The organism is Citrobacter sp. Cpo071 (genome assembly GCF_030332765.1).
Lineage (GTDB): Bacteria > Pseudomonadota > Gammaproteobacteria > Enterobacterales > Enterobacteriaceae > Citrobacter > Citrobacter portucalensis.
Genome location: NZ_JAOWHE010000066.1, coordinates 14,801 through 33,961 on the forward strand (window position 1 = coordinate 14,801; position 19,161 = coordinate 33,961).

A 19,161-nucleotide genomic window follows, 5' to 3' on the forward strand; every position below is an offset into this window, starting at 1 on the left:
TTACAGAAAGTTAGCGAGTTTGAACGAGCCGTTGCGGTTTGAGACAGCGCGCCAGCGCCTTTCCCAGTATTCAAGCTCGTCACGCAGGGCTTTGGGGTCATGGTTGGTAATTGCCCGGCCATTAACCCCCGTGAATGACACGCTTTTACCATCCAGAGAATCCCGGTAAGCCTGGCGCACAGTTACCAGCATCTGCTGAATTTCTGATTTCGTCACAGCCAGCCTCCGTTGTCACTGACACCCAGCCAGCCGCCAGAAAGTGGGCTGGGCTGTTCAGTTTCAGAAACAGGAGACGAACGTACAGGTACCGCTTTTTTCACAGCAATCTCCCTGGGGCGATCCCCGTCAATGATGTTTGAATTACTCTCCTGAGCAGCTGCCCATGCCGGGGGCTGTTCCCAGTCCCGGATTTTTTCATAACCACGCAGGACAGCGACGGCGTGGGCATAACAGAAAAGGTCAAAGGCTTCGTTATTGCCTTTTCCGGGCTTGCGCCATTTTCCGTCCGTACCGCGTTCTTCGTAGGTCAGTTCTTCGTAGAACCACTCCCCCAGCCAGTCAGGAAAATGGATATACCCGGCACCGGGTGTTTCACGCTCAAGGTTGTTACTGAGCTGATCTTTTAGCAGGTCTGTCTGCAACAGATATACCGGAACCTCACCACGCGCATCCGCCCGGCGGTCGCTTCGGCCTGTGTTGTCAGGGTGCGTTTTGGTAATGATTTTCTGGCGTCGGGTGCTGTCACCTTTTATCAGGTAAACCCGTTTACCCAGTCCGTCACGACGACACTGGCGCCAGAATTTATAGGCGTTATCCGTTACCCCATCTTCCCCGCCGCTGTCGACAGCCATTGCAAGAATGGGCATCCGTCGCGAAGGGTCTGACTGCAACGCATAGGTTTTTTCGAGGACATCCGTGATGAGCAGTTGCCAGTCTTCCGGATAGGATCCGGGATGCACCTGCTGCGCCTCACCATTTTCATCACAACGCAGGGACTGGCGGATGTTATAGCGGTCCACCAGCCAGCGTTCGCCGTTTTCACCGTACCCGATAATCTGGACGACAAAACGGCGTTTCTTCCCACCCTGCACATCCACCGACGCCAGAAGAAAACGGACTTTCGGCGGCACGAGCCGTTTGTCATAGTCTTCTGCCCGCAGCATCAGCACGTCAGCACGTCGCTGCTCACTGGCTGCACGGGGAAGATAAGGAAGCCCCCAGTCCGTATTAATTACCGTCTTGAGCGTTTCTTCGCTGCCGGTGGCCTCATAGTCCTGTTCCGCCGTCAGTAATTTGTAAACCAGTTGCGCCCATGTCTGGTATGCCGCCGCAGGTCCTTCCATCCAGAACGAGGCAATACGCGAGCGTCGTGCTTCTCCGCTAATGTTGCCTTCACGGTCGATAGTCTGTCCCTCTCTCAACCAGACACCCTTTCCGTTCAGTTCCCGCTTCCTGTCGGCGGTAATCATGCCGCTACAATGCGGACAATCAATATGCGCCGCTTCACTGGCCTTTACCGGGTCAGACGTTTCCCGGTAGCCTGTCATCGCCTCCATGGCCGGTTGAAAGTATTCCCCGCAATGTGGGCATGGCCAGTACCAGCGACGACGATCGCCGCGGTTATATAAAGAAAGAATCCCGGTCGTGGGAGGGGCTTCGTGAGGTGACTTTCTCCGCCACTTCGTATTGGTGATTTCCCTGCCCGGTGAACTCTCGACCAGCGTCATCCCCGCCGACATAAAGGTGGTGGTACGTTTTGAAGCAAGAGAAAATCCGTCCCCTTCCCCGTCGATATCTTCCGGGAAGCGATCGTAATCCGTCAGCGCCACACATTTAAAATCTGAGGACGACATGATGTTGATAGACGGCCAGCCTATCTTCAGGTAGTTCCCGGCAAGGAAAGTCCGGTCATGCACGTTGTTGTCATTGCGTGAAGGACTCAGCCGGCATGCCACCTCCGGGCTGACACGAAATGTTCGGGCCAGACGTTTTTTTGAGTGTTCGCGCGCTTTTTCTTCCGTCATCTGAATGATGAGCATGTCAGACGGATCACAGACAACGTTGTACACCACCCAGCCATCAATCAGACCAATAGTTTTACCCGTTCGGGCAGGGCCAACAAAAATGACAGCATCATATTCGCGTGATGCCAGGCAGTTCATCGGCTCCACAACATAAGGGGCAAGATTAGGATCCCACTCAACGGAGTTACCCACACCGACCGGAACACGCATATATTTATGTACGGCTTCGGCTACAGGCATTCGACGCGGTGCTCTGATGATCCCGGCAGTGTTTTTTCTTAGCTCCGCCGCCGTGGCCTGTCGCATGGCTTACTCCTCTTCTGGCGAACTGTCCTCCTGTTCCGGCGTATCTGCCTGCTCAACCTTCAGGGCTATCTGATCCCGCAGGTCATCGATGACTTTTTGCACCCGAACGACAGCTGCAGGCGTCATCGCACAATCACGTTCAAGAATATCCGGCAGCGTTTCCAGCACCTGAACGACGGCTTTTGCCAGCGATGAAAATTCTCGGGTCACTGTCGATGCCGGGATTAACTCACCTGTTTCCTGCTGGAATTTAAGCCTCTCGCGTTCGGACTGAAACCACGCCTTACGATCCGGCGGTAACATCTTATCGATATCCACCAGCTCGGGTGCCGTGGTTCGGCCCAGCAGTTCCCGGAGAATATCGACAACAGAATAAAGCTTGAGACGAGAATTACTGCCCGGAGCAGGCTCAACGTTATTCAGTCTGCTGGAAATCGTCTGACGATGAAGATCGGTCACCGCTGCCAGCTGATTGATATTGAGGCGAAGGTTTTTCAGTTCGTTATCCATGATGATGAACAATAATTAACCATTTCGACATCGTGAATAATTTCACGACTGAAATATCAACAAGTTAAGGGAATGATGATGATGCCGATAAAATGCAAAAAACCAGCCGTTTTCCGCGTGTCCTCGCCCCCTCGGTGTTCAAAATCGCCAGGAGTACCTTTTGATAATTAACATCAGCCAGTCCATTACGAAGAGACCTGACAGTCGAGATCACTCAAATAACAGATTCTTAATCTCTTAGAGAAGATAAGGATTTGTTAAGCTTCATCCTATATGGTTGATGTAACACACCGTTTAAGGCAAGAATAATGGTCAGATTCTCAAAACTTCAGATTCGCTTACACTGGTTAACCCTGATGTTAATAGCGATAACCTATGCGGCTATGGAGCTGCGCGGATGGTTTCCCAAAGGCAGCAATACCTACCTTCTTATGAAAGAAACACATTACAATGCCGGGGTATTTGTCTGGTTTTTAATGATAATACGGTTAATTATTAAACATAAGTATCATGACCCAGCTATCACTCCGCCCCCGCCAGCATGGCAGATGATGGCTGCTAAAATAATGCATATCCTGCTCTACATTTCTTTTGTGGCTCTACCATTACTAGGTATTGCAATTATGGCTTACGGTGGAAAGGATTGGAGTTTCTTAGGTTTTAACATTGCTCCTTTCGTTACTCCTGACGGAGAAATAAAGTCACTTATCAAAGATATACACGAAACACTGGCAAACATCGGGTATTTTTTAATCGCAGCACATGCTGGTGCAGCGTTATTTCATCACTACATCCAGAAAGACAATACTCTTTTGAGGATGCTCCCTGATTGTAACGAAAAGAAATAACCAGAGGCTTTAATATCGTACATCATGGCAGTTGTACAATAAACGACTGCCATAATGACTGTCCTGATTTCATCTTTTAATACCAGCTTTATTTGACTGCCTCACCGACTCGTAAATACGTTCGCACGTTATCCCGGCGGTGTACCGTTCGTCAGATCGCGCAGCATAATATCGAGCGTCTTCTGCAAGGCGTCCGAGCATGTCGGCGAGCACTGCGGCGTCGGCTCCGGCTGTTTTGCTTCTGACGGCAGCGGCAAGATCTGCGGTGTGCTTTGCGGCACCCAGGTGGGCGGCAAGCTTTGTTGCTTCGGTGCGCAACTGGTTAACAGTGGCAGACAGGCCAGCAACAGTGGCATCAGATTTAGCGGCTTGTGCTTGTGCATCTTTTATAGCCTCATCACGGGCAATAATGCGCCCTTGTTCAATCATGCGGGCGGCGGTCTGCGCGTTCGCTGTTTGCGATGATTCTGCGCTGTCACGTTCCGCCCACTTCTTTTCCCAACCGCGGCTGCTCCATACACTACCCGCGATGAATGCAACGGCCACCAGCAACGAAATAACAATGAACTGATAGCGCAGGCTCACTGGTCTATCCCCCAGCACGTCAGCGCGCTTTCCTGATCTCGTCGCTCTACCTGCCCATAGCAGCCATTTTTCTGGCCTTTGGTCAGACGACAATCGCGGCCACCGTCTTTAATCCACCAGCGAATGGCTTCACAGGCACCTTTACGGTCGCCAGCATTTATTCGCTTATAAAACGTAGACGGGAAACATTTTCCGGGGCCGATGTTATATGGGCAGAAAGACGCGATCCCGGCTTTCTGTGGTTCGGTCAGTGGTACCTTGATATTTTGCTCAACCCACGCCAGCGCCTTGTCGCGTTCTATGGCGTTTACCTGGGCACATTTCTCAGCAGAAAGCCTCATGCCCTGAACTACTGGCTTACCATCAACCATCGTGGCGCCACGGCAAATGGTCCAGATTCCGCCGCCGTCACGATACGCCGTCAGGCTGTTACCCTCTTTCTCATCCAGAAACTGATCGAGAATCACGGGTGCGGAAGCCCCGGCAAGAATTAACCCAACGACCGCTGCGCTCAGTTTATTCTTCAGCTTTGGTGACATTGCCATTAAGCCGGTCCTCCCTTTCCTTTTTCCTGTAATACCAGTTCACTGCACAAGTGATAACAGTGCATGCGATACCGACAATAATTGCCCAGTCGCTCAGGCTTAACCCTGCAATTCTGTCGGCCAACATCCAGGACACCTCTTTTGCTGTTTTAGCTGTTTCGGCATATGCCTTCGCTGATACACCGCAGCCGGTCAGCGTGGTTCCTGTTCCATATGAAAGTCTGCTGTAAATGGTGCTCATTCTGGTCATAGCCTCACCTCCGATTTTTCGGATGGCGCTGTGTGTGATTAAAGGGTCAGGCTTCACGGGCTGGATTTATCAACAAAGCACGTAGCGGATGATTCCCGTGAGCCTGAAATGAAAAAGGCCGCCATGCGGCAGCCTCGAAGTAAGTACGGTTGTTTACAATGGTGGAGAGAGAGGACCTTCTAACACCTCTGCTTCACCGTTATGGCAAATGTCATCGCCTCTGGTCAGATGCCAGACACCTGTGATTGTTTTACCCGATTCCAGATCATCAACAGTGTCATTCGTGTAGTACGCTACCTGTACAACTCCGACATGCTGAATCCAGTAATACCCTTCTTTCATAAACTCCTCCGCGATACTCAGCAGATAGTATAGAGCAGCACAAATAATGCTGTGGTGCAGGAAGCCACAACTTAACCTTTGCTAATAAAGTAATTTCGAAAGATGACGATAATGGGTAATAAATGTAAGGCCGGAGGAACCACCATGAGCATGACAGTTAGCACTTTGGGTCAGGACATACTGCAAAGCACAGTAAAACAAGCACCTTCAAGTACTGGCAACTCTGTTTCACAACAAATTCAAAACCTGAAAAAACAAATTGGTGAGTTGACAAAAGAACTCAGCGCCATGGGTTCAAAAATAAATGAAGTAACCTCCGAAGATGAGGCAAAACTGCTTAAACAGCAGATGGAGATGATTCAAAGGCAAATCGAGTCTATGTACGCAAAAATTGCTCAATTACAAAAACAAGAAGCAGAAAAAAACCAAATGGCATCGGGTGCATTACCTACGGTAAGTGACAAATCAAGTTCGAACGTTGCAGGGAATAATACTAAAAATATTGATGTCTACGTTTAGCAGTTGCCCCCCTCTCATTTTTCCTCTGAGCTAGAAACGAAAAAGCATTGGAGCATTGTGAGAACTTGTTTTCAGGTTAACAATTTCAGCTCGGCGATATGACAGGGGTACTGGTGCAATGCACCTCGCGAATACCCCTGTCGTATCGCCGAAAAGCAAAAACCCCGCACTGGCGGGGTTCTCGTTATATTCAAATTGTTCGCTTTTCGTCGCTGCCATCGTGGCGCAGCTCTGCCAAGCATGAATGGATTATCTAACTTTCTGGGTAGTTTTCAATACCAGATACAAAAAACAGCACAAAAAAGCAAAAGCATTATTCCTCGCTTTCCAATAGTGTTTTCGCTGACAGGTACACCTTTGCTCTGAAAATCTGTAAACACCACTTAACTCGCTCTCTGGCCTTTTCTTGTGTCAGCCAGGGCGCAATCGCCTGCAGTTCCCGGGTTATATCTGAGATTTTTTTTCGTGTGGTGTAATACTGAAGACCAACAACATAAACCGGATCGTTAATATCCAGCGCCTGCAGTACGCATTGCTCAACAAAATCGACATCATCATTATGCAGGGCTTCATCAATCACATTGGCAGGTGACTGGGGCCAGAGAATGCTGTGCGCCCTGTTCATTGCCTGCTGCCCACGGAATCCCTCTTCTCGAGCCTGGTTCAACGCCGCGGTGAAGCGCTCTAACGCCTTATCTGACCAGTTCCGTCCCTTAAGTACATTCCAGCACGCGTGTCCTCGCGGCATACGTGGTGCTGTTTTTCCACCCACACCATCACCCCATGTAGTAAGCAGGGATTTAATCCATCCGGACTGGATCCCCGTCAGGAGGATGCATTTCCCCAGCCAGCTTTTACGCGGCGCAGATGCTGCTTTACCAAGTGCTTCAAAATGATTACGTCGTTGACGTGGTGTCATCCTGTTCATCTCCTTACGCCAGAACACCGAGCCCGTAAGCCCGATCCAGCACTCTGATAATCATTACCGGCTGAGGTACATGCTTTCGCTCAAACTTCACCGGGTCGTTATGTAGTTCTGTATGGCACTGACGACACAGGGGGATCGCGAAAATATCATGTGCCTTCGTTGCCATACCTCCCTGCCCCCAGCCAATTAAATGGTGTGGGTCGTCGGATGGTTTGCCGCAGCATTCGCAGGGCTGTGTTTTAATCCATTCCAGATATCGGGGGGCCGTCCAACGGATACGCTTTGGACGTTTCATATAGGTTTGCGGGGACTCAGGATCGACCAGAACACCAACTACGGGCTTAACCGCAGGCACCTGCGCTGGTGGCATGTTCACGGTTACTGTGCTGGCTCTGGCTGTAATGATGCTGGTGGGGGTTAGACCCGGCTCGATGTCGCATTCATGCATGACTGACTGATGATTTTTCGAAGGAATACGAAGCGCCCGACTGGCTACTGATTCGGGAATTGCGTCAGTAACACCCATACGCACCGCCCACCAGCATAGCTCCGCCAGCGACAGTTCTCTGGAAGGAACCTGATTCAGCGCCACCATGATGCTGTTGATAATCCAGCTAATAACATTACATCTCGCCAGCTCTGCAAGTTGTTCGCTGTAATGGTCACGCAAATGGTTATCACAATGTCCACACAGAAGAACCGATCCGGGTTCATGACGCAGAGTGGTTAACTCGTGATAATGGTAATCGCTGTGTGGCCACTGGCAGCAGCTACCGCCATAACGCAGAAGCCAGTAATCAAGGCCACTCAAACCACCAGCAGCCTTAATAACTTTTTCATCCAGGAAGAACGGTCGCAGGGACTCGTCACACGCAAGCGGCTGGCGAACGTCAGGAACACGGCCTGCAGGCAAATGCTCCATACCTGCTGGCTGGCTTTCCACCAGCACACGTTCACAACTGAATAATGACATCAGCTCACTGCCCGGCTTGAGCAGCACAATTCCAAGCTCACGCGCAACCACCGGCTTCAGCAGCGCCCTCATTCTGCAATCTCCCCGATAATTATTTGTCCCTTCTCTCCCCATAATTTTGTGACGCGTGAATCCCAGATGTGAGCGTCATCTTCGTAAATGGCATCCATCAGGGCTTTCATCATGTTGTCGAAATCAGGTTTAGCCTGGTGTGGTTTACCGTTGAACTCAGCCCGTTTCTTTTTGCTCCAGCTCGCTGGCATCGGCAGAATGAAGGTGACATGTGAACCGCTTTCCGGCAGCTCAACACCCCGCAGACGAACTTCATCACAGAAAGCCCGGTAACGCAGAACCTCGGGGCGTTTTTTCCATTTGTCAGCGCGCGTCATTCTGGGCTTGCCCATTGGGGTGATATCGTAGACTTTCACATTCACCTCCAGATCCGTTGTTGCCAGGTTCTGTCCTGACGCGGAGGATCAGAGACTTCTGGCAAGAGCGCGCTGATCGTCCAGTGAATGAAGTCATTATCCAGACTACGCTCGGTCTTAATCTGCTTTGCGTGATAGCGGGCTTCCAGTTCGTCAGCCTGCTCAGTGGTGAGTTGGGTATGTTGAAACCAGCTTTTCTTCATAACGCACCTCTGGATGCGGCAAAAAGAAAATCGCTGGCGTTGGTTAACGTCAGTATGTGGAATTGCTTGAATTGATCTTGCGCCATGGGCTTTTCTCCTGTGGCGCAGCAGGTATAGGTTGTTCAGGCCTATGACGGGAGTGTAACAGAATTCTGGGTTACGCGATAACCAGCCCTTTCCAGCATCTGAGTAAACAACGTAGGTGTGCCGATAATTTCATCATCCTGAAGAGGCATAAATGACACCATGCTACCGCGACGGTACATCAGTGCGCGCTCACACTCGGGAAATGATTGCAGTCTGGCAACGATAACCCCATCGTGACATCTGATGACTGCGTAGCCTTTTTGGGGCAATTCTAATTTTTCTTTCACTTAAACTCCCCCATGCAAACGGGATAAAAGCAACACCCAAAATAATTAATAAAACCAGTCGCCAGCACTTTCCCAGGTATCCTGGAGAATCGTCTCAATTTTCTTTTTATCTTCCTTGTTACCACCAAGAACACTTAAGCCATCAGAACCTGCACGACGTATGCTCAGGCTGCAGTTCTCATACTGATTACCCAACCTTTTAAGTAACTCTTTCTCCAGCGCCGGAACTGCTCCCTTTGGAAGTTCTTTAGTACGATCAATGGTGAGTTCAACTTTCATATTAGCCTCCACTGCAATACTGTATATTTGTACAGTACACCGATACATTGAAATGATCAATGACTTAAGAGCACAAATTGCTAACCTTAGCCTATCAATTAGATGCAAAAAAACCCGCCGAAGCGGGTTCAATCCAATGCGGACTTGTTGTTTGAACACCATAGTAAGTATGGAGATATCAACGTCCTTAAATTTGGATAACTGTATTGATGGGGATTGATTGCACAACTTTCATACGCTCGCCCCCCCTGCAACTTTTTCTGGTTCTGTCTAACATACCCAATCAAAATAACAACTGTGTCAGGTATCCCATAATAATCGCCATGCCCAAAATAACGGTCAGGAATGCAGCAATCAAGGGTGTTTTGAACATTGATTTAAGCAGTATTACTTCCGTCAGACTAGCTCCAGCGCTACCAATAATCAGAGCCATTACTGCTCCCGTTCCCATGCCTTTATCCATCAAGACTGATGCCAACGGAATTACTGCCTCAGCACGTATATACAAAGGTATTCCAATAACTGCACTTAATGGAATCGCAAACGGATTATCATGCCCGGCATGAGCAGCAATCCACTCTGCAGGTATAAAACCGTAGATAAACGACCCTATAACAATACCTAACATCAGATAAGGTAATACATCTTTAAATTGAGTCCAGGCATCCTGAAATGCCAGACGTATCGCACCAGGATCTCTTACTACACTTTTCGGGAAGAATTGTTTATTTGTTTGACCTGTCTCGCAGCTCAATTCACAATTTGTGCCCCGAAATGCTGAGAAACTCTTAAACGTTTCTTGTGGTTTAGAACAACTATTAGCCCCTATGTCCTGTTGATTTGATACAGAACAGCAAGCTGAAACACTCCGTAGTTTAGTTTCAAGAGTTTTTCCACTGCTAACACCACAACAGCTAGCCAGCGGTTTTGATGTTTCGACAATATGTCGGTCAAAACCAAGCACATCTAACAAAATACTTGCCAGTACGGAAACTGTTGCAGCTATAACAGCGTATAGCAGGGTAACTTTCCAACCAAAAGTAACCCACATCAGACCAATGATTATCGGGTTAAGCAGAGGTGAAACAAACAAAAATGTAAGTGTTGGACCGAAGCCTGCTTTTGCTGATAACAGTCCGCGTAACATGGGAATTGTAGAGCAGCTGCAAAACGGTGTTACAGCTCCTAACAGCGATGCAAGTATGTAACCTCTCCCCTTTCTCGCCCCTAACATTCTTTGAATCTTTTGGTCCGGAATTTTTTGCCTGATAAGGCTAACACCCGCACTAATCAGAAAAAAAAGCGCAGACAACTCGACAGCAAGAAACAAGAACATCTCTGCCGCGTTAGTAAACATAGAAATCCAGCTATTCATGAAACCTCCTATAAACTATATTTCTAGAATAATCGAATTATTGAGGTTAGATCAACATATTTCTGGTATTATCGAAATATCACTAGACGAGGAAGGCACCATGCAACTAGAAGAAGTAGCTAAAGCTATGAAAGAATTAGGACATCCGACACGTTTGTTTATTTTCAAACACCTTGTTAAAGCCGGTGAACAAGGTTTACCTGTAGGTGATCTACAAAAACAACTTGCGATTCCATCTTCAACACTGAGTCATCATATATCCGCTCTTGTTTCCGTTGGTCTGGTCAAACAAAATCGCGAAAGCCGATCCTTAATCTGCGTTTCTCAATATGACAAGTTAGAGTCGATTATTGATTTTCTACGCGAAGAATGTTGCATCAACAGTCCAAAGATTTAAATCGAGGCAATCCATTGTTTTTATTTGATAAAGGAGCCGCCTAAATAACAGGCGGCTCTCCTGTCGCTTATTTCAATTTTTTGCCTGCATCATCAACGACTTTCTCGCCATCTTCCTTGGCGAAAGCCCCTTTCTGAGCATCAGGAAGGATATCCAGAACAACTTCAGAAGGACGGCACAGTTTGGTTCCCAGCGGTGTTACAACGATGGGGCGATTAATCAGGATTGGATGCTGCAACATAAAGTTAATTAACTGGTCGTCAGTAAATTTATCTTCGGCAAGACCCAGTTCCTCATATGGCTCGACGTTCTTACGTAGTAACGCCCGGACGGAAATGCCCATATCAGCAATGAGTTTGACCAGCTCATCGCGTGAAGGTGGAGTCTCAAGGTAAAGAATAACGGTCGGCTCATTACCGCTGTTGCGGATCATCTCCAGCGTGTTACGCGATGTGCCGCAGGCTGGGTTGTGATAAATGGTGATGTTGCTCATATCAGTATCTCATTACAAAGTGAAAGAGAGACGTAGCGCCAGCGCGGCCAGCGTTACAAACAGCACAGGCAGAGTCATGACGATCCCGGTGCGGAAATAGTATCCCCAGGTGATGGTCATATTCTTCTGTGAAAGTACGTGTAGCCAGAGCAGCGTTGCCAGGCTACCAATAGGGGTAATTTTCGGCCCCAGATCGCAGCCAATGACGTTGGCATAAATCATTGCTTCTTTGATAACGCCCGACGCGGTACTGCCATCAATCGACAATGCGCCAATCAATACGGTAGGCATGTTATTCATGATAGAAGAGAGGAATGCGGTCAGGAATCCCGTTCCCAGCGTGGCTGCCCACAGGCCTTTATCTGCGAGTAAGTTCAGCACGTCAGACAAATATTCTGTCAGCCCTGCGTTACGCAGCCCATAGACCACCAGATACATTCCCAGCGAGAAGATCACGATCTGCCATGGTGCCCCACGCAGCACTTTACCGGTGTTAATGCCGTGACCTTTTTTTGCCACAGCAAACAGGATTGCTGCCCCTACTGCTGCAATGGCACTGACCGGAATACCCAGTGGTTCGAGTACAAAAAAGCCCACTAACAAAAGAATTAATACAATCCAACCTGTTCTGAATGTTGCCAGATCTTTGATGGCTTTTGCGGGCTCTTTCAGTCGTGCAAGATCATAAGTGGGCGGGATATCTTTGCGGAAAAATAGATGCAGCATCACCAGAGTGGCGACGATGGCGGCGATATCCACCGGCACCATTACCGAGGCATATTCCGTGAATCCCAGTTTGAAGAAATCAGCCGAAACGATATTGACCAGGTTCGATACGATAAGCGGCAAGCTGGCGGTATCGGCAATAAACCCTGCGGCCATCACGAAAGCCAGTGTGGTGCTTTTACTGAAGCCAAGCGCCAGGAGCATAGCGATAACAATCGGCGTCAGAATAAGTGCCGCGCCATCGTTGGCAAACAGTGCCGCGACTGCCGCGCCGAGCAGAACGATATACGTAAACAGAAGGCGGCCACGACCGTTCCCCCAGCGAGAAACGTGCAGCGCTGCCCATTCGAAAAAGCCTGACTCATCAAGCAACAGACTGATGATAATAACGGCGATAAATGTTGCCGTCGCGTTCCAGACGATATTCCACACCACCGGAATATCAGCAATGTGAATCACACCCGATGCCAGAGCCAGTACGGCCCCCAGCGTGGCGCTCCAGCCAATCCCTAATCCCTTTGGCTGCCAGATAACCAATATGATGGTCAGGATAAAAATGGCTCCTGCCAGTAACATATAACCTCCTGAAAGGGCAGCAATGCTGCCCCGAATGATGGTAATAACTAACCCGCGAGTTGTTTGAGTTTATCGATGCCGGTTGGTTCTGACGCCAGTACGGGTACAAGTGCTACACGGCTGGCATGTAGATTTTTAACGCTCTCGATCTGCGGACGTTCCTGCTGCGCTCGCAAGCGGAGCAGCGGTGAACGGGTATCCGCGATGGAAAGGCTGTTATTGATAATCCAGCCCCAAGGGTGAATTCCTGCACGTTCAAGGTCGGCCTGTAAATTTGCCGCCTCAAGTACCGGCGTGGTTTCCGGTAGCGTGACCAGTAACACTTTGGTTCGCTCCGGGTCCTGCAGTTGCATCATCGGTGTGGTGAAATGGCCTTTTTCCCCCATTTTTCTGGCAATCTCGCGGTGATATGCCCCGGTGGCATCAAGCAGCAAGAGCGTGTGTCCGGTCGGTGCCGTATCCATCACCACGAAGCGCTTACCCGCCTCACGAATCACCCGTGAAAAGGCCTGGAATACCGCAATTTCCTCGGTGCAGGGTGAGCGTAAGTCCTCTTCCAGCAGGCGTTTTCCCGCATCGTCCAGTTCTTTTCCCTTCGTCTCAAGAACATGCTGACGATAGCGTTCAGTTTCCTCGAGAGGATCGATCCTGCTGACCTGCAGATTGTTGAGGCTTCCGTTGAGGGTTGTGCTGAGATGCGCTGCAGGATCAGATGTTGTCAGATGGACATCAAATCCCATTTCGGCCAGTCTGACAGCAATGGTAGCCGCCATCGTGGTTTTCCCTACACCACCTTTACCCATCAGCATGATCAGGCCATGCTCATTACGGGCAATATCATCGACCAACGCAGAAAGTGACGGAATGTCAGGGCGCTGTTGAATGTATTCTTCAGAGGATGACGCCTCTATAGGCTGAGTGGAGAGAAGTCCGCTGAGTGCAGACACGCCGACCATATTGACCGGCTGGAGGAATAACGTGTCAGTTGGCAGACCGGAAAGATCAGAGGGAAGATTGGACAGCGCCTCCTGTTCACGGTCCCATATTGCCGCAGCCAGTGTATCGTTTGCTGCTTCAGTTTTGGGCAGAACGCCGTTGATGACCAGGTACTGATTTTTAAGACCGATGGCGGCAAGCTCCAGATGAGTCCGGGCAACTTCCTGCAACGTGGATTTTTGCAGACGAGCAACCAGAACCAGTCGGGTACGTGCTGGATCAGATAATGCTTCAACAGCCTGGGCATACTGTTCACGCTGTTTTTCCAGACCGGCCATCGGGCCGAGGCAGGACGCACCCTCGGGGTTGCTATCAATAAAGCTACTCCAGGCACCTGGCAACTGGAGAAGGCGAATGGTATGACCCGTCGGTGCGGTATCAAAAATGATATGGTCAAACCGGGTCAGTAGAGAAGCATCTGTCAGTAATCCGGTAAATTCATCAAAAGCCGCAATCTCTGTTGTGCATGCCCCCGACAGTTGTTCGTTGATGCTGGAAACGACGTCATCAGGCAGGATGCCTTTAATAGGGTCAACGATTCTGGCCCGGTACTGTTGTGCAGCGGCCTGAGGATCAATCTCAAGAGCCGATAATCCTGGAACAGAAGCTACTGGCTGAATGGTATTGCCAATCGTCTGTCCAAACACCTGACCTACGTTTGAGGCCGGATCGGTACTGACCAGCAGCACCCGTTTCCCCTGTTCTGCCAGACGGATCGCCGTGGCGCATGAAATAGAGGTTTTACCAACGCCTCCTTTACCAGTAAAAAACAGATAAGGGGGGATATTCTGTAAGAAGTTCATATGTCCTCCTGACATACTTAACAACAAGAAGTATTACCACCACAGCAGATTGTTGGCGCTAATCCCACTTTCTCCAGTGGAATACCAAACCAGCGAGCCAGCTCAGCGCGTTTCGGATAACGCCCAGCCATCACTGTTTCGCCATCCAGTAACAACAATGGCAAACCTTCTGCCCCGGAAGCCTCAATAAACGCTTTGACCTTCTCGTTCTGTACAAAGCTCATCGGTTGTTGTGCGAGATTGAAACGCTCAATTTGTACACCACGTTGTTTGAGCCATTGTACATCCGCAGAAAAATCGACCAGAGCCTGATCAACATCTGTACCGCAGACTCCGGTGCTGCAACACATCGCTGGGTCAAATACCGTTAACGTTTTCATTTCAATACCTCACATTTGAAAAAACATATATGTTCAGGCAAATTTTTTAGATGCAGACAGCCTTCCCGCTACCAGAGCAGTTGGCTGAAGCCAGCTTACGGGCGATGGCCTGAACGTCGTCCTGTTGGCTTAACCAGGCCTGCTCAATAATCTGAGCAGCCCAGGAAGGAATATGCGGGGATAAGCGGTAATGAACCCATTTCCCCTGCTTGCGATCCAGCAATAATCCACTTTCCCGAAGCATCGCCAGATGGCGGGAGATCTTGGGCTGAGATTGTTCCAGCGCAGTGCAGAGATCGCACACGCACAGCTCTCCCATCTCTCTAAGCAATAACACGATACCCAACCGGGTTTCATCTGAGAGATTTTTGAAAAGTTGTAGAGAAGTTAGTTCAACCATTTTAATCTCCTGAATTCTCTCCGTAGTTTCCTGCAATAGTTGAGTGCCGTCAACTATCATATTCGAAAATTCAAATATGATAGTTACGTGAATTTCATTTCGTGTTTACAATTTGTTTATTCTTCAATTCGTTAACCCTGCCGCTTTTCGACGCCTGTATTCATCCATCAGTAGTTGCGCTGGCGTTGGCCCCGCCGGATGGTGCGGCGCCGCCAGTTGACGTCGAATTGGTGGGACACTTAGTCCATTACCAACATGCTTCGACCACTTCGTAAGTAACTTTTCCGCCAGTCGTTTCAGTTCCCCCTCTGTCATTTGACGTTCAACGCCCGTTCTGCGCATTTCGATGCAGATGTGATACAGCACAGGTTGAGGCCATGGATATTTATCGCTACCTGAATACCGATATGACTCATTGCGCCAGCACCGGTACTCCGTCATAACCTGCTCCGACGTCAACCCAAATGGATTTGCACCACTCTCTGAAACCAGAGAAACAAACTCAGCCAGGTCAGGCGGCCATGTATTTCCCATCGCGCAGCGCTCCATGCACTGCTGACAGACCAGTCTAATTTGCTGTTCAGTCATCGAACCTATCTGGGCTATCCAGATAGGCGAAGGCTCCGCCCCGTTCTTCTGGGTCCATCGGTTCGAATACACCTCCCCCATGACCTGCCACAGACGCCAGGCTGTTTCCGTCGCCATCAAGTCCATTCCTGCGGCGCCACTCTGCGTGGGCTGACTGAATTTGCTGAACTGCCCGGGATGCTGTTGGTTCTGATCCTGCTCCCACATGACTGTTACCTCCGGTTTCTGGTTTTACCTGCGTTCTCACCCGGGCTACATGTCGGGCAAGTTTTTGTTCCCACTGAATTTGCGTAAAAACTTTCCCTTCCGACCCCCAGTACGCGGTGAATTCCGCGAGTTCAGTCAGAAGGTAATCTGGTTCAGGCAGGGGGATACCCCACGATGCGGCACGCTGTCGGAAATCTCTGGAGGGAAGCCAGCTATCTGCCATGCTGAACTTCCCGATCGGTTCATCAACACCGTCCAGGTATCGGGGCATGGCCGGGGGCGGTAGCTCCTGATCCCCATTCGGATTTTTTATCGCGCCCGCGTTAAGAGAGGGGGTTAAGATCTGTTTACTGCTAACTGCTTTCTGGATACCTGATGGCAAAGGTTTAGCCAAAGACTTAGCCTTATCCTTAGGCAAGGAGAAAGCCTTATCAAAAGCCATCCCCATAGCGCCAGAAACCCCGTAACAGGCTGCTTTGAGAGCTTCGTATGCTTTATCTTTCAGTGAACATTCAGGCAGTAATTCAAACGATCTTGCCCAGGATTTGATCACGTTCACTGATGCTGGCGGGTTATGTTTCACCGCATTAGGCAACCAAAAAACTCTGGCTTTAAGGTCGGCTTCCACCATACCTAACGCTATGGCTTCGCCTAAGGCTAAGTCGAAGGCTTCGACATCCCAGTTTAATTCTTCGGCCATAGCCGCCCTTCCCGCCTTATACAGCCCGGGAATAATCCCCGTGAATGGACCTGTAAGCAGGTAAATAAACAGACTCTGCCCACTTGGCGGGAGTGGTGATAAGGCTCGAAACTTCGGATCATCCCACATGGTGATCTTTACCTTACGGTAAGGCTCGTTATTAGCCTTACTCTTAGGCATGGCCTTAGCCAAAGGATTAGGCATACTTCACCCCGCGAGTTGCAGTAAAAATGGTCATTGGTCAAAACTCGATTAAAACAATTGCGGCGCTACGGCGCTTATGCTCGCCAGTAGTGGTCCCGCCGCGTCAGCAGGTAACATGTTGAACAATGCGATTGCCGCTTCGCGAATCTCCTTCTCGAGCTTCTGTAACGGCGCGCCAACTAATTTCGCCTGGTGTGCCTCACTGCACTCCTTGATAGCGCTCGCCACCAGCTCCGCTTCTGTGCTCGCATTACTTAACCCGTGCTTTCTGGCAATCTGAACAGGCATAGCGGCAATTATTGAACCTGACAGTTGCATAACGTAAGTCGTGTACTTTTCTGAACCTCCCTCATTTTTCAGATACCGGAATAAATTCTGCTTATTAACCGCAATTCCCCGGCCATCTGCTCTGGCCCACTCTTCAGCCACCAACTGAGCGATCCGTTCCTGCGCCTGTCCAGGTACTGTCGATTCCCATTCACGAACAGCAGCCCAGATTTTTTTACACTTCATCCAATCCCGGCGACTATGAGAAAACTGATTTTTTGATTTCTGAAATCCCACCATCGTCGGGGTATGATTTTTAAAAGAGATGGTTTGCATGGTCACTCCTTAGGTAATCCATCCGTTGGATTTGGATATAAATCGGGTCTAAGTTCGTGAGGGGTAACCCCTGTAGCGCTAAAGACTTGAAGTACCCGTGACGAAGGAACAGTACCTTTTGCTTTCCACTGACTTACTGCCATTCCGCTTACACCAATCGTGCAAGCTAATTTATTGGCTGAGCCAGCTATTCGAATTGCGTTATCAAGGGCTGTCATGACTATCTCCTTTTTAAGTTGGGAGTAATAAAGCATAGGTTTACATTAAATGCAAACTTTAAATTTATTGTGACTATAAACCAAACATTTACAATGGGTGTATGAAAAACACTGAAGATCTCAATAACCAACTGGTAGCCCGCTTAGAAGAAATTACTCAAAGAGGGATCAGCAAAGCTGATATGGCTCGCATTGCAGGAGTTACACCTCAAGCTGTGAATGGGTGGTTTAAGAAGGGAGTTATCAGTAAGAAGTCCGCCATAGCGATTGCGGAAGCCGCCAACGTGTCCGTTACTTGGTTGTTAGGTGAGAAAGTATCAGAAGATTCAGGCCTCAAGCCTAACGAGAGCAAAATGCTTAACTTGTTTAGGCAGCTACCAGAGGCAGAACAAGAGCGAATGATTGATACCTTTGCACTGCGGTTAAAGGAAATTGATGATTACGTTGAAAAATATCTTCGTGGCCGTTTTAAGGCTAACGATGTGAACTAAGAGTTTTTTCCCATCCATTGAAACCGGCGTTTGCCGGTTTTTTTTCGCCCTTTAGTCAGAACATCCTTCCCTTTAATTTTCCACGACCGATAAAGCAAATGTTTATCCTTGACATCAATTGATGATTGACATTATTAATAAACCAATGCTTTAATTCATTTATCGAAAACGTCATCGAGGCAGGACGCCCACGAAGTAGCTACCGGCGGCATATGAATCACCGGGTGAGATGGCAAGTATTAACACGCAGCAGGTTTAACGTTCCGCCAGCCTGGCGACAAGGGCAACGCAAAAGGATAAATCCATGATCGATTTCGCACGAAAACCAGTGCGGTGTCAGGCCGTACATCTAAATCGCATTGAAGTAATCATTCGACTGATTTGCTACATGCTCGCCCAAACGGGCGACCCGTCTGCCGACCAACAGACTGCAGTTCGTTCATAACGAGTTTGACCAATGGCTGTTGCCAGCATCAGTAAGGAAGTGACTATGGAGTTTGGAATGAAACGTGTGGTGGCTTCTGTTCAGGTAGTTGCCATCCTCAACAGGATTTACAACGGCAGCCCTGTTTCCATCGCATCAATCAGTAAGGAATCAAAGCTGTCTGTGTCTTACCTCGAGCAGATTTTCTCGAAGCTGCGCAGTAGTGAAATCGTCACCAGCCAGCGTGGCGCTGGTGGCGGATACCATCTTAGCAAAGCAAATCCCACTGTGGCTGACGTCGTTCGCGCCGTTACTCACACGCCTGATTCATTTGAACCCGTGCTGAATGCTCTGGAGTGGGTCCCCGTCGCACAGTTGGCGCAGGGAAAATCCCCTACCCCATAAAGCACAAAACCCGCGCAAGGCGGGTTAAGTACCCGGTCAGCCGACCAAAGCTTTCCGGAAC

At 49.2% G+C, this 19,161-nt stretch carries 27 protein-coding genes; 5 read left to right on the forward strand and 22 right to left on the reverse strand.

Annotated elements, in window-relative coordinates; all coding sequences use genetic code 11:
• Genes OGY09_RS03700 through OGY09_RS03710 form a run of 3 tightly spaced genes read right to left on the reverse strand, consistent with a single transcriptional unit; the run spans position 1 to position 2,840 of the window.
• Positions 1-216, reverse strand: coding sequence for a hypothetical protein (locus OGY09_RS03700; RefSeq protein WP_044711201.1), 216 nt, complete (start codon positions 214-216; stop codon positions 1-3).
• A complete protein-coding gene (locus tag OGY09_RS03705) occupies positions 213-2,330 on the reverse strand; it encodes a phage terminase large subunit family protein (RefSeq protein ID WP_275399229.1) in 2,118 nt (705 codons plus the stop codon). The genes OGY09_RS03700 and OGY09_RS03705 overlap by 4 nt, the downstream gene beginning before the upstream one ends.
• Before the next feature lie 3 nt (positions 2,331-2,333).
• The gene (locus OGY09_RS03710) at positions 2,334-2,840 is read right to left on the reverse strand and encodes a DUF1441 family protein (protein WP_032943862.1); all 507 of its coding nucleotides are present in this window, start codon (positions 2,838-2,840) and stop codon (positions 2,334-2,336) included.
• 308 nt (positions 2,841-3,148) lie between these two features.
• On the opposite strand from OGY09_RS03710, the gene OGY09_RS03715 reads away from it, so the two are divergent.
• Entirely contained in the window at positions 3,149-3,688 is a 540-nt protein-coding gene (locus tag OGY09_RS03715; protein ID WP_057068799.1) for a cytochrome b, read from the forward strand.
• 69 nt (positions 3,689-3,757) lie between these two features.
• Here OGY09_RS03715 and OGY09_RS03720 read toward each other — a convergent pair whose 3' ends face one another.
• From OGY09_RS03720 to OGY09_RS03735, 4 genes are all read right to left on the reverse strand, one after another.
• Positions 3,758-4,273, reverse strand: a complete 516-nt coding sequence (locus OGY09_RS03720) for a DUF2514 domain-containing protein (protein WP_057068801.1) — start codon at positions 4,271-4,273, stop codon at positions 3,758-3,760.
• A complete protein-coding gene (locus OGY09_RS03725; protein WP_057068804.1) occupies positions 4,270-4,818 on the reverse strand; it encodes a lysozyme in 549 nt (182 codons plus the stop codon). Before OGY09_RS03725 ends, OGY09_RS03720 begins: the two co-directional genes overlap by 4 nt.
• Positions 4,790-5,068: a phage holin gene (locus OGY09_RS03730; protein WP_003832349.1), complete on the reverse strand. Its 279-nt coding sequence runs from the start codon at positions 5,066-5,068 to the stop codon at positions 4,790-4,792. Before OGY09_RS03730 ends, OGY09_RS03725 begins: the two co-directional genes overlap by 29 nt.
• Positions 5,069-5,221: 153 nt before the next feature.
• Positions 5,222-5,410 (reverse strand): hypothetical protein, encoded by a 189-nt coding sequence (locus tag OGY09_RS03735; protein ID WP_057068805.1) that lies wholly within the window; start codon positions 5,408-5,410, stop codon positions 5,222-5,224.
• Between the two features lie 144 nt (positions 5,411-5,554).
• Between OGY09_RS03735 and OGY09_RS03740 the strand changes: the two genes are divergently transcribed.
• A complete protein-coding gene (locus tag OGY09_RS03740) occupies positions 5,555-5,929 on the forward strand; it encodes a FlxA-like family protein (protein WP_016152722.1) in 375 nt (124 codons plus the stop codon).
• Positions 5,930-6,242: 313 nt separating this feature from the next.
• On the opposite strand, the gene OGY09_RS03745 is transcribed toward OGY09_RS03740, so the two are convergent.
• The 6 genes from OGY09_RS03745 to OGY09_RS03770 all read right to left on the reverse strand — a co-directional run bounded on the left by OGY09_RS03745 (position 6,243) and on the right by OGY09_RS03770 (position 10,489).
• Complete coding sequence (locus OGY09_RS03745; RefSeq protein ID WP_275399233.1) at positions 6,243-6,848, reverse strand: hypothetical protein; 606 nt, start codon at positions 6,846-6,848, stop codon at positions 6,243-6,245.
• 13 nt (positions 6,849-6,861) lie between these two features.
• On the reverse strand, positions 6,862-7,902 hold the full coding sequence (locus OGY09_RS03750) for a DUF968 domain-containing protein (protein ID WP_275399230.1): 1,041 nt from the start codon (positions 7,900-7,902) through the stop codon (positions 6,862-6,864).
• A complete protein-coding gene (locus OGY09_RS03755; RefSeq protein ID WP_060683641.1) occupies positions 7,899-8,258 on the reverse strand; it encodes a RusA family crossover junction endodeoxyribonuclease in 360 nt (119 codons plus the stop codon). Before OGY09_RS03755 ends, OGY09_RS03750 begins: the two co-directional genes overlap by 4 nt.
• A 2-nt stretch (positions 8,259-8,260) precedes the next feature.
• The gene (locus OGY09_RS03760) at positions 8,261-8,461 is read right to left on the reverse strand and encodes a hypothetical protein (protein WP_060683640.1); all 201 of its coding nucleotides are present in this window, start codon (positions 8,459-8,461) and stop codon (positions 8,261-8,263) included.
• A 419-nt stretch (positions 8,462-8,880) separates the two neighbouring features.
• Complete coding sequence (locus OGY09_RS03765) at positions 8,881-9,114, reverse strand: DinI-like family protein (RefSeq protein WP_060683639.1); 234 nt, start codon at positions 9,112-9,114, stop codon at positions 8,881-8,883.
• A 283-nt stretch (positions 9,115-9,397) separates the two neighbouring features.
• Positions 9,398-10,489 (reverse strand): permease, encoded by a 1,092-nt coding sequence (locus OGY09_RS03770; RefSeq protein WP_057068807.1) that lies wholly within the window; start codon positions 10,487-10,489, stop codon positions 9,398-9,400.
• A 100-nt stretch (positions 10,490-10,589) separates the two neighbouring features.
• Here OGY09_RS03770 and OGY09_RS03775 point away from each other — a divergent pair, with 100 nt between their 5' ends.
• Positions 10,590-10,886 (forward strand): ArsR/SmtB family transcription factor, encoded by a 297-nt coding sequence (locus OGY09_RS03775; protein WP_038641364.1) that lies wholly within the window; start codon positions 10,590-10,592, stop codon positions 10,884-10,886.
• A gap of 67 nt (positions 10,887-10,953) precedes the next feature.
• Here OGY09_RS03775 and arsC read toward each other — a convergent pair whose 3' ends face one another.
• From arsC to OGY09_RS03820, 9 genes are all read right to left on the reverse strand, one after another.
• Positions 10,954-11,379: a glutaredoxin-dependent arsenate reductase gene (gene arsC / locus OGY09_RS03780; RefSeq protein ID WP_038641366.1), complete on the reverse strand. Its 426-nt coding sequence runs from the start codon at positions 11,377-11,379 to the stop codon at positions 10,954-10,956.
• Positions 11,380-11,391: 12 nt separating this feature from the next.
• On the reverse strand, positions 11,392-12,681 hold the full coding sequence (arsB, locus tag OGY09_RS03785) for an arsenite efflux transporter membrane subunit ArsB (RefSeq protein ID WP_060683637.1): 1,290 nt from the start codon (positions 12,679-12,681) through the stop codon (positions 11,392-11,394).
• A 47-nt stretch (positions 12,682-12,728) separates the two neighbouring features.
• Entirely contained in the window at positions 12,729-14,480 is a 1,752-nt protein-coding gene (gene arsA / locus OGY09_RS03790; RefSeq protein ID WP_057068811.1) for an arsenite efflux transporter ATPase subunit ArsA, read from the reverse strand.
• A 17-nt stretch (positions 14,481-14,497) separates the two neighbouring features.
• Positions 14,498-14,860 carry an arsenite efflux transporter metallochaperone ArsD gene (gene arsD / locus OGY09_RS03795; protein ID WP_044711234.1) on the reverse strand — a complete coding sequence of 121 codons (363 nt, stop codon included), beginning with the start codon at positions 14,858-14,860 and terminating at the stop codon, positions 14,498-14,500.
• A 46-nt stretch (positions 14,861-14,906) separates the two neighbouring features.
• A complete protein-coding gene (gene arsR, locus OGY09_RS03800; protein WP_044711237.1) occupies positions 14,907-15,260 on the reverse strand; it encodes an As(III)-sensing metalloregulatory transcriptional repressor ArsR in 354 nt (117 codons plus the stop codon).
• 123 nt (positions 15,261-15,383) lie between these two features.
• Positions 15,384-15,929 carry a replication protein P gene (locus tag OGY09_RS03805; protein WP_275158578.1) on the reverse strand — a complete coding sequence of 182 codons (546 nt, stop codon included), beginning with the start codon at positions 15,927-15,929 and terminating at the stop codon, positions 15,384-15,386.
• Positions 15,841-16,755, reverse strand: coding sequence for a DnaT-like ssDNA-binding domain-containing protein (locus OGY09_RS03810; protein ID WP_275158556.1), 915 nt, complete (start codon positions 16,753-16,755; stop codon positions 15,841-15,843). Before OGY09_RS03810 ends, OGY09_RS03805 begins: the two co-directional genes overlap by 89 nt.
• Positions 16,756-17,007: 252 nt before the next feature.
• A complete protein-coding gene (locus OGY09_RS03815) occupies positions 17,008-17,562 on the reverse strand; it encodes a toxin YdaT family protein (RefSeq protein ID WP_057068813.1) in 555 nt (184 codons plus the stop codon).
• A 2-nt stretch (positions 17,563-17,564) separates the two neighbouring features.
• Complete coding sequence (locus OGY09_RS03820) at positions 17,565-17,780, reverse strand: transcriptional regulator (protein WP_071941331.1); 216 nt, start codon at positions 17,778-17,780, stop codon at positions 17,565-17,567.
• 101 nt (positions 17,781-17,881) lie between these two features.
• On the opposite strand from OGY09_RS03820, the gene OGY09_RS03825 reads away from it, so the two are divergent.
• Together OGY09_RS03825 and OGY09_RS03830 are read left to right on the forward strand one after the other, a co-directional pair.
• A complete protein-coding gene (locus tag OGY09_RS03825) occupies positions 17,882-18,271 on the forward strand; it encodes a helix-turn-helix domain-containing protein (protein WP_057068814.1) in 390 nt (129 codons plus the stop codon).
• A 490-nt stretch (positions 18,272-18,761) separates the two neighbouring features.
• Positions 18,762-19,100, forward strand: a complete 339-nt coding sequence (locus OGY09_RS03830) for an RrF2 family transcriptional regulator (protein WP_226804215.1) — start codon at positions 18,762-18,764, stop codon at positions 19,098-19,100.
• Positions 19,101-19,161: the final 61 nt, after the last annotated feature.